We start from the raw sequence: 14,835 nt of genomic DNA on the forward strand, positions 1-14,835 counted from the left end.
GCGACCACAGGGACAGTCCTGTTACGCATCGGTGGATCTCTGTTACGTGGCGTCGGAGCGCCCTCCGTAGAGGTCGCCGTACGAGAGGTGGGTGCGGCCACCGGCCGAGACGGTCTCCGCCGCGCGCACGGCCCGCACGATCGCCCGCGTCACGAGGTCCGCCCCGGCGGCGAGGATCTCGTTGAGGGCGAGGGGGTTCGCCGCGTCGAGGGGGCGCTCCCCGGTGGCGAGCGCGAACACGGTGTCCCCGTCGTTGAGCAGATGCACCGGCCGCACCGCGCGCGCGATCCCGTCGTGCGCGGTCCCGGCCACCTTCTGCGCCTGCGCACGGCTGAGGTCGGCGTCGGTGGCGACGACGGCGAGGGTGGTGTTCAAGGGCGCGGGCCCGTCGGCCGACCGGTCCGCACCTCCCTCCTGCGCGCCACCGGGCACCCCGCCCCCCTCCAACGCTCCCGCCCCGCCCGTCGCGGCCGCCTCCGCCACCCGCCGGGTCGCCGCCTCGTGCGTGGCCGGGGTGGGGTACGTCACCGGGCCGGAGGTCGTGAAGAACTCGCCGTAGAGCGCTCCCGTGGTGGGGTCCACGGCGGAGCCCGCGGCGTTGGCGACGACCAGCGCGGCGACCGTGACGCTGGAGTCGAGGACCGTGGACGCCGTGCCGATGCCACCGCGCAGCCTGCCGACGAGTGCGCCGGTGCCCGCCCCGACATTGCCCACCTGGACGGGGGAGCCGGGCTCCGTCGCGGCGGCGGCCTCGACCGCGGCGCGGCCCGTCGCTGCGTCCGGGCGGGCCCGCCAGTCGCCACCGCGGCCGAGGTCGAACACGCACGCCGCCGGCACCACCGGCACGACCTCGCCGGGGCGGGCGCCGGCTGGGACGCCGCGCCCCTGGTCCTCCAGCCACGCCATGACCCCCGACGCCGAGTCGAGCCCGAACGCGCTGCCGCCGGTGAGCACGATCGCCTCGATCCGCTGCACCAGGTTGCGCGGGTCGAGCGCGTCGGTCTCCCGGGTGCCGGGCCCACCACCCCGTACGTCGACCGCGGTGACCGCCCCGCCTTCGGGGGCGAGCACGACGGTCGTACCCGTCAGGAATCCGTCGCCGGTCCGGGTGGCGTGTCCGACGCGCAGGCCGGGAACGTCCGTGAGGGCATCGTTGCGTGTCGTCATGTCCCATGCCTACCACGGGAGTTGACGCATTCCGGTCGTGGCGGGCGGCGGAGTCCGGGCCGGTCAGGCGGGCCGGTCCTGGGGCATCCGCGCGGACAGGGTCACGCCGACCGCCACCGTGAGCGCCGCGACGATCCCCGCCGCGAGCACCGCCCAGTGCCCCGCGAACGTGCACACGAGCACCAGCACCGCACTGACCGGCAGCGTCAGCTGCTGCGCCGCCCCCGCCTTGAAGTACCGCGCGTGCAGCGCCCACACGAGCAGCAGGAACACGGCCGTCGGGACGGTCACGGCGGCGGAGGCCGCGGCCGTGGAGAGGTGCGCCTCGCCGACCGCCTGCTCGACGGCGACCTCGATGCCCGCACCGATCGACGCAGCCGACGCGAGGATGAAGAAGTGGCCGTAGCCCCACACGAACGCCTGCCGGTTGCTGCGCAGCCGGTCGTGGATCGGCACCGCGAAGTAGATCCACCAGGCGGCGAAGACGACGAGGAGGCCGCCCGCCGCGATCGGCAGCAGCTCGCCGAGCGCGTCGTTCTCCTCGATGCCCGACTTCACCGCGACCGTCGCCGCGGCGATGGTCTCGCCGAGCACGATGATCGTGAACAGGCCGTACCGCTCGGCGATGTGGTGCGGGTGCCAGGACGTCTGCCGGTCCCGCTCCGCGTACACGGGGACGCACATCTCCAGGATCGCCAGGGCGAGGAACACCCAGACCTGCGCGCCGTGCGGCGTGAACAGCAGCGCGAGCCAGCCGACCTGGCAGGCCAGCACCCCGCCCGCGTACCGCAGGGCGACCCGGCGCTCGGCGCCCGTCGTGGCGGCGGCGGCCCGCAGCCAGTGCGTGGCCATGGCGATCCGCATGATCAGGTAGCCAAGCCAGACCACCGTGTAGTTGTCGTGCTCGAACGCCTGCGAGACCCCCGCGGCGAGCACCAGCACACCCGCGATCTGGACGAGCGTCACCACGCGGTAGACCGCGTCGTCGTTGTCGTAGGCCGAGGCGAACCACGTGAAGTTCATCCACGCCCACCAGATCGCGAAGAAGACGCGCGCGTAGTCGGCGACTCCGGAGCCCGAGTGGCCCTCCGCGACCGCGTGCACCAGCTCCGCCCCGCCCTGCGCCACGGCGACGACGAAGCACAGGTCGAAGAAGAGCTCCAGCGGGGACGCGGCCCGGTGCTCCTCGTCGCGCCCCCTTTCGACCATGCGGCGGATCGGTGAGCGCGAGTGCGGCGTGGACGTCATGCGCCCAGGACAGCAGATCGGGTCGCGCCGCGGCGGAATCGGCACGCGTCCCACGCATTCCCGACCGCAGGATCAGGTAGCACGGAAAAGCGGCACATTTCTTGTGAATGTGTTCACAAGCGAACCTGGGTCGAAAGTCCCGAACAAAACCCCAGCTCAGCGCGGTGATCGGGGTGTGATTCGGCGCCAAATAGGGTCCTACGGTCCTGAAGTCGGGACTATTGCGGCCCCTCCGACGACCCCGACAGGAGTGCAATGAACAGGTAGCAACCCAGCGGTCGAAGAGATGGGGAAGGTGCCGCAGATGACTGCCACTCCCGCGGAAAAGACGACGCACGGCGAGGCCTGGGAGGGTTTCAAGGGCGGGCTGTGGCGGGACGCCATCGACGTCCGCGACTTCGTCCAGCAGAACTACACCCCCTACGAGGGCGACGGCTCCTTCCTCGCGGGACCGACCGAGCGCACCACGGCCGTCTGGGACAAGCTCCTGGGGATGTTCCCCGCCGAGATCGAGCGCGGCGTCCACGACGTCGACGTGAAGACCCCGTCCCGGATCGACGCCTTCAAGCCCGGCTACATCGACGGCACGCCCGCCGACCACAACGACCTCATCGTCGGCCTCCAGACCGACGCCCCGCTGAAGCGCGCCATCATGCCCAACGGCGGCTGGCGGATGGTCGAGGGCGCCCTCAACGCGTACGGCTACGAGGCCGATCCCGAGGTCAAGGAGATCTACACCCACCTCCGCAAGACCCACAACGAAGGCGTCTTCGACGCCTACACCCCCGAGATCCGCGCCTGCCGCTCCTCCGGCATCATCACCGGCCTGCCCGACGCCTACGGCCGCGGCCGCATCATCGGCGACTACCGCCGCGTCGCCCTCTACGGCGTCGACCGGCTCATCACCGCCAAGCAGGCCGACAAGGACCGGCTCGGCGCCGAGTGGCCCACCGAGCACGTCATCCGGGACCGCGAGGAGATCTCCGAGCAGATCAAGGCGCTGAACGAACTCAAGTCGATGGCCATGGCGTACGGCTACGACATCTCCGGTCCGGCGCGCACCGGCCGCGAGGCCGTGCAGTGGCTGTACTTCGCCTACCTCGCCGCCGTGAAGGAGCAGAACGGTGCGGCCATGTCGATCGGCCGCATCGACAACTTCCTCGACATCTACCTCCAGCGCGACATCGAGGCCGGCCGGATCACCGAGACCGAGGCCCAGGAGTTCATCGACGACTTCGTCATCAAGCTCCGCATCGTCCGCTTCCTGCGCACCCCCGAGTACAACGACCTCTACTCCGGCGACCCGACCTGGGTCACCTGGTCGATGGCCGGGATCGGCGAGGACGGCCGCCCCCTCGTCTCGCGCACCACCTTCCGCGCCCTGCAGACCCTCTACAACCTCGGCCCGGCCCCCGAGCCGAACCTCACGGTCTTCTGGTCGCGCGAACTGCCCAAGGGCTTCAAGGACTTCGCCTCGCAGGTCGCCATCGACACCTCGGCCATCCAGTTCGAGTCCGACGAGCTGATGCGCCCCAAGTACGGCGACGACACCGCCATCGCCTGCTGCGTCTCCGCGATGGCCGTCGGCAAGCAGATGCAGTTCTTCGGCGCCCGCGTGAACGTCGCCAAGGCGCTCCTCTACGCGATCAACGGCGGCCGCGACGAGAAGACCGGCAAGCGCGTCGTCGAGGGCTTCGAGCCCATCGAGGGCGACCACCTCGACTACGAAGTCGTCGCCGAGCGCTACGACGCGATGCTCGACTGGCTGGCGAAGACGTACGTCCACGCGCTCAACGTCATCCACTACATGCACGACAAGTACGCCTACGAGCGCATCGAGATGGCCCTGCACGACCAGGACATCCTGCGCACCATGGCGTGCGGCATCGCGGGCCTCTCGGTCGCCGCCGACTCCCTCTCGGCGATCAAGCACGCCGACGTCAAGGTGATCCGCGACGAGACCGGCCTCGCCGTCGACTACGAGATCGAGGGGGACTACCCGGCCTACGGCAACAACGACGACCGCGCCGACGAGATCGCCCAGCGCATCGTCCACGGCTTCATGGAGAAGGTCCGCAAGCACCCGACCTACCGCGACGCGGTGCACACCCAGTCCGTGCTGACGATCACCTCGAACGTCGTCTACGGCAAGAAGACCGGCAACACCCCGGACGGCCGCCGAGCCGGCACCCCGTTCGCCCCCGGCGCCAACCCGATGAACGGGCGCGACGAGCACGGTTACATCGCCTCCGCGCTGTCGGTCGCGAAGCTGCCCTACGACGACGCCGAGGACGGCATCTCGCTGACCAACACGATCACCCCGGACGCGCTCGGCCGCACGCCCACCGAGCGGATCGGCAACCTGTCCGGCGTCCTCGACGGGTTCATGGCCAGCGACGGCTTCCACATGAACGTCAACGTCCTCAACAAGGCGACCCTTGAGGACGCGATGGAGCACCCGGAGAACTATCCGCAGCTCACCATCCGGGTCTCCGGCTACGCGGTGAACTTCGTCCGTCTGACGCGCGAGCAGCAGCTGGACGTCATCAACCGCACCTTCCACGGCTCCCTCTGAGCCGGTCCGCCGGACCGGGACACCCCGAAGGACACGAGGAGGAACGCCATGACCGTGCTGCTCACCCAGCCCGCCAAGAAGCCGGCGGCGAACGACGCCGCCACCCCGGCCGCCGCCGCGACCCACCGCCCCGTCGAGGGATCGGTGCACTCCTGGGACCTGTCGACCGGGGTCGACGGGCCGGGCACCCGCTTCGTGACGTTCCTCTCCGGCTGCCCGCTGACCTGCCTGTACTGCCACAACCCCGACACCTGGAGGATGCGCAACGGCAAGCGCACCTCCGCCGACCGGCTCGTCGCCGAAGCCGCCAAGTACACCCGATTCATCGAGGCGGCCGGCGGCGGCGCCACCATCAGCGGCGGCGAGCCCCTGCTCCAGCCGGTCTTCGCCGGCGAGCTGCTGCACCGCTTCAAGCACGAGCTGGGCCTGCACACCGCCCTCGACACCTCGGGCTTCCTCGGCGTACGCGCCACGGACGCGCTGCTGCGTGACGTGGACCTGGTGCTGCTCGACATCAAGTCCTGGGACCGGGACACGTACAAGCACGTCACCGGGCGTCCGCTGCAACCCACCCTGGACTTCGCGCACCGCCTCGCCGACCTCGGCAAGAACGTGTGGGTGCGCTTCGTGCTCGTGCCCGGCCTGACCGACGATCCCGCCAACATCGAGGGCGTCGCCGCCTTCGCGGGCTCCCTCGGCAACGTCTCCCGGGTCGACGTGCTGCCCTTCCACAAGCTCGGCGAGGCGAAGTGGCAGGCGCTCGGCAAGACCTTCACGCTGCACGACACCCCCTCGCCCACTCCCGAGCAGGTCGCCGCCGCCAAGGCGATCTTCGAGTCCCACGGCCTCACGGCGGTCTGAACCCGCACTCCGGGGGCCACCGCCCCGGTCGACGTACCCTGGAGCCATGAGCAGTCCCGCCCCCGACCCCGCCAAGCGCGACCCGAAGAAGCGTGACCCCAAGGCCGCGCTGATCTTCGACGACCCGCTGACGGCGCAGTCCGCCGACGACTCGGACCGTGGCTGGGGCGAGCGGCCGGCGGCCGGCGACAACAGCGCCGCCGACCTGGCCCGCTTCCTCGACGAGAAGCCGCCCCACCACATCTGAAGGGCCTGGGCGCTCCGCGCTAGGACTCGTCGTGCCCCGTGCCGCGCTGCGCCACGAGGGAGTCGCGGATCTCCTTGAGGACCTCCAGCTCGGTGACCTCCAGCACCTCCTGGGTGCCCTCCCTCTCGGCCTTCTTCGCGGCCTGCCGGGCGAGGTACTTGGCCATCGGCAGCACCATCAGGAAGTAGACGACGGCGGCCGTGATCAGGAAGCTGATGGCGGCACTGAGCACCGTGCCCCACATGATCTCGATGCCGGTGGTCGTGCCGTCCGCCGCCTTCTCGCACGGGTCCTTGAGGCAGTACGCGTACTTGTTCAGGTCCTGCGTGCCGAACGCGCCGACGATGGGGTTGATGACCCCCTCCACCACCGAGTTCACGATCTTGGTGAACGCGGCGCCGATGACCACGGCGACGGCCAGGTCGACCACATTCCCGCGCATGAGGAAGGCCTTGAAGCCTTCCCACACGCCCGGTTCGTTCTTCTCGCTCACCAGAAGGCCTCTCTTCACATGTCCAGGTTGTGGAGTAAACGCTTCCGCAACCTACGACAGTTCGGGTCAGACCTGTCCAATTCGGTAGCTCGATCGGGGGACTTGGAGAGACATACGTCACCACACCGTCACCGCCAACCGGGAAGCGGCGCCCGCCCCCGCGAGCCGTGTCGCCGTCGCGCGCGCCACCGTCAGCACCACCAACGCGCCGCCCTCGGCCGAGGTTTCGCCGATCTGCGCGCCGTGACCGAGAGTTGGCCCCGGCTTCGGCACGGACGCCACCCGCGCCCCCGACGCCAGCACCCGCACCCCGGCCCTGCCGTCCGCCCGCGCCGCCACCACGTCGACCCGGTCGCCCGGCCGCAACAGCCGCACCGCCCCCGCGTCCGCGATCCGCACCGGCGCCGACACGGTCACGGCCGCCGGGGCCGCCCGCTCGGCCGGCGCCGCCCGGCCCCGCGCGGGCCCGGCCTCCTGCCCCGCGCCGGACGACGGCACCGCGGCCGCCAGCGCCGCCGCCGTCAGGGCGAGGCCCACCGCGACGACCGGGCCGCGGCGGCGCCTGCCCGCGCGCCCCGGCCGCCACCGCGCACCGCGCACCCGCACGGGAGCGAAGGGCGGCACCTCGGTCGTCGGAGGAATGCTGAGCTGGTACGGGACAGATGCGGACACAGTCGCCACCGCCTGCGGATCGGTCGGGCCGGACGGACACCGCGCCCGTCTCGCCGACCACGATCCGTCTCGCCGCCGGACCCCGCTGAGCCCCGTGCACTACCGAGCGGTTGTGGACAACTCCTTCACGCGAAGGGGCAATTCCGGGATCACGGCAGCCGGAACCCCGGGTCCATCCCGCCCAGCGCCCCCGCGCACGCACAGTCCCGCTCCCCGTCCGCCGGCAGCCCCGCCACCGCGTCGAACAGCACCGTCCGCAGCCGGTCCACGTTGGCCGCGAAGACCCGCAGCACCTCCTCGTGGGAGACGCCCTCGCCGCTCTCGGCGCCCGCGTCCAGATCCGTGACCAAGGTCAACGACGTGTAGCAGAGCTCCAGTTCACGGGCGAGCGCCGCCTCCGGATGGCCGGTCATGCCGACCACCGACCAGCCCATCGCCGCGTGCCAGCGCGACTCGGCGCGGGTGGAGAACCGCGGGCCCTCGACCACCACGAGCGTCCCGCCGTCCACCGGCTCCCAGCCCTTGCCGCGCGCGGCCTTCACCGCGACCCGGCGCCCGGTGGGGCAGTACGGGTCGGCGGGGGAGACGTGCACGACGTTCGGCACGGAGCCGTCCGGCAGCGGCTGCCCGTCGAAGTAGGTCTGCGCCCGCGCCTTCGTACGGTCCACGAACTGGTCGGGCACGAGCAGCGTGCCGGGGCCGTACTCGGGGCGCAGCCCGCCCACCGCGCACGGGCCGAGGACCTGGCGCACGCCCACCGAGCGCAGCGCCCACAGGTTGGCGCGGTAGTTGATGCGGTGCGGTGGCAGATGGTGGCCGCGGCCGTGCCGGGGCAGGAAGGCGACCCGGCGCCCCGCCACCTCACCGAGGAAGAGCGAGTCGCTCGGCGGCCCGTAGGGGGTGTCGACGCGGACCTCGGTCACGTCGTCCATGAACGAGTAGAAGCCGGAGCCGCCGATCACGCCGATCTCGGCGGCGGCGCTTGCGTGCACGTTGGTCGCCATGGGTCAGCACAGTAGTCACGCCGGGAACGCCGAAGACCCTGTCGTCCGAGGACGACAGGGTCTCGTAAGGTTTCGCGGCTCCGCCTACGCGGCGGAGGACGTCGAGGAGCTGGACGAACTCGACGAGCTCGACGAGGCCGACGTCGAGGACTTCGAGTCGGAGGACGACTTCGCGTCCGAGGACTTCGTCTCGGACGACGACTTCGAGGACGACGCCGGGCTGCTGCTCGACGAGGAGCCACGGCTGTCGTTGCGGTAGAAGCCGGAGCCCTTGAACACGATGCCGACGGCCGAGAACACCTTCTTGAGGCGGCCGTTGCAGTTGGGGCACACGGTCAGGGCATCATCCGTGAACTTCTGCACCGCCTCGAGGCCCTCGCCGCACTCGGTGCACTGGTACTGGTAAGTCGGCACTGTGTCTTCCTCCTGGCACTCTCACTCGATGAGTGCTAACGACGCTCCATAGTGACCTATTCCGCGGGATCAGTCCACTGCCACCGGCTCGCGGTGACCCACACCACGTGCCACCGTCCGCCCCACGGGCGGCGGCACGAGCCGGGAACGCAGCAGGAACATGACCACCAGGGCGAGCACCGTGCCGCCCATCGGGACGAGGAATCCGGCCCCGTCCCAGAAGCGGTCCTCCAGCTGCCCGGACACCGTCACGGCGGCCGCCTGACCGAGCGCGACCGCCCCGGTCAGCCAGGTGAAGGCCTCGGTGCGGGCACCCGCGGGGACGATCCTCTCGACCAGCGTGTAGCCCGTGATCAGGGACGGCGCGATGCACACGCCGACCAGCAGGCCGAGCCCGGCGAGCAGGACCACGGACTGCGCCGCCCACAGCCCCGAGGCCATGACGGCCAGCGCCGTGTAGCCGACGAGGAGGCGGCGCTGCGGGGCGGCCTTCCAGGCGACGGCGCCGCAGACGAGGCCCGACAGCATGTTGCCCGCGGCGAAGATCCCGTACAGGACGCCGTTGAGGCCGGGCTCGCCGATCGACTCGGTGTACGCGGCCAGGGAGACCTGCATGCCGCCGAAGACGGCGCCGATGCCGAGGAACGTGACGATCAGGACGCGCACACCGGGCACCCGCAGCGCGGAGGTGTGCGGCACGCGCGCGTGCTCCCCGAGTCCGGCCACGGGCGGCTGGGTGCCCTTCTGGGCGGCGAACAGCAGGCCGCCGACGAGCGTGAGCGCGGCCTCGGTGAGCAGCCCGGCGGCCGGATCGATGCCGGTGCACAGGGCCGTCGCGAACAGCGGGCCGAGGACGAAGGTGAACTCGTCGGTGACCGACTCGAAGGCGGCGGCCGTCTGCATCAGGGGCGAGCCGTTCAGCTTCACGCCCCAGCGGGCCCGCACCATGGGCCCGACCTGCGGGGTGGAGGCGCCGGTCGGCACCGCCGCCAGGAACAGTGCCCAGGTGGGCGCGCCGGACAGTGCGAGCACCGTCAGCGTGAGCCCCGAGGCGGAGTGCACGAGCACCCCGGGCAGCAGCACGGCCCGCTGCCCGAACCGGTCGGCCAGCTTGCCGCTGTAGGGCGCGAAGAGCGCCATGGAGACACCGGTCGTCGCGGAGACCGCGCCCGCGGTGCCGTAGCTGCCGGTGGTGTGCTGCACGAGCAGCACGATGGAGATCGTCAGCATCGCGAACGGCTGGCGCGCCGCGAAGCCGGGAAGCAGGAACGTCCAGGCGCCGCGGGTGCGCAGAAGCTGTCCGTAGCCCGGACGCGGGGCCCGCTCGGTGCGGGGGTCGGTGACCGTGGCCTTCTGTGGCACGGCCCTCGCCTTTCTGCCGCCTGGTAGCGCGCGGGCCTCCTGGTCGAGGGGTGCGCGCCGAGAGCCGTCCTCATGCGCCGGGAACCGAGTGATACCTACGGTCCGCGCCAGGAGAGGCCCTGGGCCAAGCAGTTCGGGCGCTGCGAAGCACAGTGCTGCAAGGGGACCGCGGCCGCTTTGCGGTCGCGCCGGCTCTACGTCAGGCAGAGTCGGTCGTACATGGTCTGTGCATCCATGCTAACGGGCGTCCGGGCTCCCAGGGACCCCGCGGGCGTCCCGTGTCCCCTGGCGCCGCCGCCTCCCCTCGGGCCCGTCCCGCCCGACCTGGCCGTTCTGCCCGTCCGTGCCGAGCCAGCCGGCCAGCTTGCCGCCCTGGGCGACGGCCCGCAGCCGCGCCTCGGCGGCGTCCCGCACCGGGTCCGTGGCGACCACCAGGAGCTCGTCGTCCCGGCGCAGCACGGTGGTCGGCGAGGGCACGAAGGAGGTTCCGTCGCGGACGACGAGGGTCACGGCGGCGCCCTTGGGCAGCCGCAGTTCGCCGACCTCCACGCCGTGCATCCGCGAGGTCTTCGGCACGGAGACGGACAGCAGGTGCCCGCGCAGCCGCTCCAGGGGCGCCGATTCGATGCCGAGGTCGGCGGCGTCGGTGGAGCCGCCCAGCCGCAGCTTCCCGGCGAGCCACGGCAGCGTGGGCCCCTGGATGAGCGTGTAGACGACGACCAGGACGAAGACGACGTTGAAGATGCGCTGGCTGTCGGCGACCCCCGTGACCATCGGGATGGTCGCCAGGATGATCGGTACGGCGCCGCGCAGCCCGGCCCACGACATGAGGGCCTTCTCCGGCCACGGTATGCGGAAGGGCAGCAGGCTGATGACGACCGACAGGGGCCGCGCGACCATCGTGAGGACCAGGCCGATGAGGAGCGCGGGCACGATGTCGTCGGCCAGTTCGTGCGGCGTGACGAGCAGGCCGAGCAGGACGAACATGCCGATCTGCGCGATCCAGCCGAGCCCTTCGGCGAAGCCGCGGGTGGCCGGCCAGTGCGGCAGCTTGGCGTTGCCCATCACCATGGCGGCCAGGTAGACGGCGAGGAAGCCACTGCCGTGGACGGTGGCGCCCGCCGCGTACGCGACGGTGGCGATGGCCATGACGGCGATCGGGTAGAGGCCGGAGGCGGGCAGCGCCACGTGGCGCAGTCCGTACGAGCCGAGCCAGCCGATCGCGAGGCCGACGGCGGCGCCGATGGCGAGCTCCAGGGCGATCTCGCCGACGAGGACGTACCAGTGCTCGATGGGGCCCTTGGCGGAGAACGCGACCACGAGGATGACGACAGGGGCGTCGTTGAAGCCGGACTCGGCCTCCAGGACACCGGTCACACGCGAGGGGAGCGGCACCCTGCGCAGGACGGAGAAGACGGCCGCCGCGTCCGTGGAGGAGACCACCGCGCCGATGATGAGCGCCTGCTGCCACTCCAGGCCCACCAGGTAGTGCGCGCCGGCGGCGGTCACGCCCACGCTCACGGTGACGCCCACGAGCGACAGGGCGGCGGCCGCGGGCAGTGCGGGCTTGATCTGTTTCCACTTCGTGCCCAGACCACCTTCGGCGAGGATCACGACGAGCGCCGCGTATCCGATGACCTGCGTCAGTTCGGCGTTGCTGAACGAGACGTTGCCGATCCCGTCCTGGCCCATGAGGACGCCGATACCGAGGTAGAGCAGAAGGCTCGGCAGTCCGCTGCGGGAGGAGATGCGCACGGCGACGACCGCCACGAGCAGCACGAGTGCGCTGACGAGCAGGAGCTGGTTGAGGTGGTGGACAGTCAGGGGCCGGTCCTTCCAGAGGGGCGGGAGTTACTTCGTTACCTTACCTAATCGTTAACGCTTTCTTGATGCCGGATCCGCCCGCCCACCCCTTGTGGAGCCCCGCTTCCCTGGTCCGCGTCCGGGCACGCATCCCGCTGCTCGTAAGGTTGCTCTCGCTCCCCGCCCGGTTAGCGAAGGACAGCAAGGACCCCGATGCCCTCCACTACGAACGCCTCTGCCGGTGGCCCGCCCGGCAAGAAGAAGGGGCGCCGAGCCCGACTGATCGTGATCGTCCTGGTGTTGGCCGTTCTGGCGGGCATCGGATTCGGCGCCTACTGGAGCGTCGACAGCGTCCGCGCGTCCATGCCGCAGACGACGGGGTCGATCCAACTCGACGGCCTCGACGGGCCGGTTCAGGTCAAGCGGGACAGTTACGGGGTCCCGCAGATCTACGCGTCCTCGGACGAGGACCTGTTCATGGCGCAGGGCTTCGTGCAGGCGCAGGACCGGTTCTACGAGATGGACGTGCGGCGCCATACGACCTCCGGTCGGCTCTCCGAGATGTTCGGCAAGGGCCAGGTCAAGACGGACGAGTTCCTGCGCACCCTGGGCTGGCACCGGGTGGCGAAGAAGGAGTACGACTCCAAGCTGTCGCCCTCGACGAAGAAGTACCTCCAGGCGTACTCCAAGGGAGTCAACTCCTACCTGTCCGGCAAGAGCGGCAAGGAGATCTCCGCCGAATACGTCGCCCTCGGCTTCGAGAACGACTACAAGCCGCAGAAGTGGGACCCGGTCGACTCGGTGGCCTGGCTCAAGGCGATGGCCTGGGACCTGCGCGGCAACATGCAGGAGGAGATCGACCGCTCGCTGATGACGAGCCGGCTCGGCCCGAAGCAGATCGCCGACCTGTACCCGGACTACCCGTACACGCGGCACAAGCCGATCGTGCAGGAGGGCGGCTACAACAGCGCCACGAAGTCCTACGACACCTCCGCGCAGGGCGGCACGGGCACGCAGACGGCCGGGGCGGCGGGCACCGGCCTCACGGGCGACGCGGCTGCTCCCAGCGGCCTGGAGAGCCAGCTGGGCGGTCTCACGGACGTCCTGGACAAGATTCCCGAGTCCGCGGGCCTGGGCCCGAACGGCAACGGCATCGGCTCCAACTCGTGGGTGGTCTCGGGCGACCACACCATCACCGGCAAGCCGCTGCTGGCCAACGACCCGCACCTGGCGCCGCAACTGCCCTCCGTCTGGTACCAGATGGGCCTGCACTGCACGAGCGTGTCCAGCAAGTGCCAGTACGACGCCGCGGGTTACACCTTCGCCGGCATGCCGGGCGTGATCATCGGCCACAACCAGGACATCTCCTGGGGCCTGACCAACTCCGGTGTCGACGTCACCGACCTGTACCTGGAGAAGTTCAGCGGCGACGGCTACCTGGTCGACGACAAGACCGTGCCGTTCAAGACCCGCAAGGAGACCATCAAGGTCGCCGGCGGCGAGTCCAAGACGATCACGATCCGCGAGACGGACAACGGGCCACTGCTGTCCGACCGCAACACCGAACTCGTCAAGGTCGGCAAGAAGGCCGGCGTGGACGCGGCGGCCCCCGACCGCGGCGACGGCTACGGCGTCGCGCTGCGCTGGACCGCGCTCCAGCCGGGCAACACCATGGACGCCGTCTTCGAGATCGACCGGGCGTCGAACTGGTCGGAGTTCCGCGAGGCCGCGACCGACTTCCAGGTCCCCTCGCAGAACCTCACCTACGCCGACACCGAGGGCAACATCGGCTACCAGCTGCCGGGCCGCATCCCGGTCCGCGGCGAGGGCGACGGCTCGCTGCCGTCCCCCGGCTGGGACTCCGCGTACCGCTGGACCGGCTACATCAAGCAGTCCGAGCTGCCGTACGAGTTCAACCCCAAGCGCGGCTACATCGTGACCGCCAACCAGGCCGTGGTCGACGACAACTACCCGTACACGCTGACCAAGGACTGGGGCTACGGCGCCCGCAGCCAGCGCATCACCGACCTGATCGAGTCGAAGATCAAGGACGGCGGCAAGGTCTCCACCGACGACATGCGCACCATGCAGATGGACAACAGCAGCGACATCGCCAAGCTGCTCGTGCCCTACCTGATGAAGATCGACGTCGACGACCCGGACGTCCGGCAGGCGCAGCAGCTCCTGGAGAACTGGGACTACACCCAGAACCCGGACTCGGCGGCCGCCGCCTACTTCAACTCGGTGTGGCGCAACATCCTGAAGCTCGCCTTCGGCAACAAGCTGCCCAAGGAGCTGCGCATCGAGGGCCAGTGCCTGAACGTCGAGCCGGTCGACAACAGCGGGCCGGCCGACGACGACCAGGAAGTGCGCGAGTGCGGCGAGCGGGACGCGTCCCAGGCGCAGCCGGACGGCGGCGACCGCTGGTTCGAGGTCGTCCGCAAGATCATCAAGGACGAGAAGAACGACTGGTGGAAGACGTCGGGCAGCCGCACGAACGACCCCACCAAGAACCGTGACCAGCTGTTCTCGCGCGCCATGGAGGACGCCCGCTGGGACCTCACGGCCAAGCTCGGCAAGGACATCGACACCTGGAGCTGGGGCCGGCTGCACAAGCTGGAGCTGAAGAACCAGACCCTCGGCACCGAGGGACCGGGCTGGCTCCAGTACGTCCTCAACCGCGGCCCCTTCAAGCTGGGCGGCGGCGAGGCGGCCGTGAACGCGACCGGCTGGAACGCCGCGGGCGGCTACGGGGTCGACTGGGTGCCGTCCATGCGGATGGTGGTCAACATGGCCGACCTCGACAAGTCGAAGTGGATCAACCTCACCGGCGCCTCGGGGCACACCTACAGCGACCACTACACGGACCAGACCGAGAAGTGGGTCGCGGGTGACCTGCTGCCCTGGCACTTCTCCGAGAAGGCCGTCGGCGACAGCACCGAGGACACGCTGGTCCTCAAGCCGTAGCCGGAGCAACGCCGTAGAACCG

At 70.6% G+C, this 14,835-nt stretch carries 12 protein-coding genes; 4 read left to right on the top strand and 8 right to left on the bottom strand.

The window, feature by feature from the left end; translation table 11 throughout:
• Positions 1-42 precede the first annotated feature (42 nt).
• Together ACYBSK_RS02465 and ACYBSK_RS02470 are read right to left on the bottom strand one after the other, a co-directional pair.
• On the bottom strand, positions 43-1,167 hold the full coding sequence (locus ACYBSK_RS02465; RefSeq protein ID WP_460245022.1) for a P1 family peptidase: 1,125 nt from the start codon (positions 1,165-1,167) through the stop codon (positions 43-45).
• A gap of 63 nt (positions 1,168-1,230) precedes the next feature.
• Positions 1,231-2,415, bottom strand: coding sequence for a low temperature requirement protein A (locus tag ACYBSK_RS02470; RefSeq protein WP_460245023.1), 1,185 nt, complete (start codon positions 2,413-2,415; stop codon positions 1,231-1,233).
• A gap of 304 nt (positions 2,416-2,719) precedes the next feature.
• Here ACYBSK_RS02470 and pflB point away from each other — a divergent pair, with 304 nt between their 5' ends.
• From pflB to ACYBSK_RS02485, 3 genes are read left to right on the top strand one after another with little or no spacing between them, the layout of a single operon-like run.
• A complete protein-coding gene (pflB, locus tag ACYBSK_RS02475; protein WP_460245024.1) occupies positions 2,720-4,990 on the top strand; it encodes a formate C-acetyltransferase in 2,271 nt (756 codons plus the stop codon).
• Positions 4,991-5,038: 48 nt separating this feature from the next.
• The gene (gene pflA / locus ACYBSK_RS02480; protein ID WP_460245025.1) at positions 5,039-5,851 is read left to right on the top strand and encodes a pyruvate formate-lyase-activating protein; all 813 of its coding nucleotides are present in this window, start codon (positions 5,039-5,041) and stop codon (positions 5,849-5,851) included.
• A 46-nt stretch (positions 5,852-5,897) separates the two neighbouring features.
• Complete coding sequence (locus ACYBSK_RS02485; protein ID WP_460245026.1) at positions 5,898-6,098, top strand: hypothetical protein; 201 nt, start codon at positions 5,898-5,900, stop codon at positions 6,096-6,098.
• 19 nt (positions 6,099-6,117) lie between these two features.
• Here the strand turns inward: ACYBSK_RS02485 and mscL are convergent, their stop codons facing one another.
• The 6 genes from mscL to ACYBSK_RS02515 form a co-directional block, all read right to left on the bottom strand.
• Positions 6,118-6,591, bottom strand: coding sequence for a large conductance mechanosensitive channel protein MscL (mscL, locus tag ACYBSK_RS02490; protein ID WP_457475159.1), 474 nt, complete (start codon positions 6,589-6,591; stop codon positions 6,118-6,120).
• Between the two features lie 117 nt (positions 6,592-6,708).
• Positions 6,709-7,263 carry a hypothetical protein gene (locus tag ACYBSK_RS02495; RefSeq protein WP_460245027.1) on the bottom strand — a complete coding sequence of 185 codons (555 nt, stop codon included), beginning with the start codon at positions 7,261-7,263 and terminating at the stop codon, positions 6,709-6,711.
• A gap of 149 nt (positions 7,264-7,412) precedes the next feature.
• Positions 7,413-8,267, bottom strand: coding sequence for an S-methyl-5'-thioadenosine phosphorylase (locus ACYBSK_RS02500; protein ID WP_457475161.1), 855 nt, complete (start codon positions 8,265-8,267; stop codon positions 7,413-7,415).
• 84 nt (positions 8,268-8,351) lie between these two features.
• Positions 8,352-8,681 carry an FmdB family zinc ribbon protein gene (locus ACYBSK_RS02505; protein ID WP_457475162.1) on the bottom strand — a complete coding sequence of 110 codons (330 nt, stop codon included), beginning with the start codon at positions 8,679-8,681 and terminating at the stop codon, positions 8,352-8,354.
• Between the two features lie 69 nt (positions 8,682-8,750).
• Positions 8,751-10,043 (bottom strand): MFS transporter, encoded by a 1,293-nt coding sequence (locus tag ACYBSK_RS02510; RefSeq protein ID WP_460245028.1) that lies wholly within the window; start codon positions 10,041-10,043, stop codon positions 8,751-8,753.
• A 237-nt stretch (positions 10,044-10,280) separates the two neighbouring features.
• Positions 10,281-11,822, bottom strand: coding sequence for a potassium/proton antiporter (locus ACYBSK_RS02515; RefSeq protein WP_457475164.1), 1,542 nt, complete (start codon positions 11,820-11,822; stop codon positions 10,281-10,283).
• A 237-nt stretch (positions 11,823-12,059) separates the two neighbouring features.
• Between ACYBSK_RS02515 and ACYBSK_RS02520 the strand changes: the two genes are divergently transcribed.
• Entirely contained in the window at positions 12,060-14,813 is a 2,754-nt protein-coding gene (locus ACYBSK_RS02520) for a penicillin acylase family protein (protein ID WP_460245029.1), read from the top strand.
• The last annotated feature ends 22 nt before the right edge of the window (positions 14,814-14,835 follow it).

It is taken from the genome of Streptomyces sp. BYX5S (genome assembly GCF_054724165.1).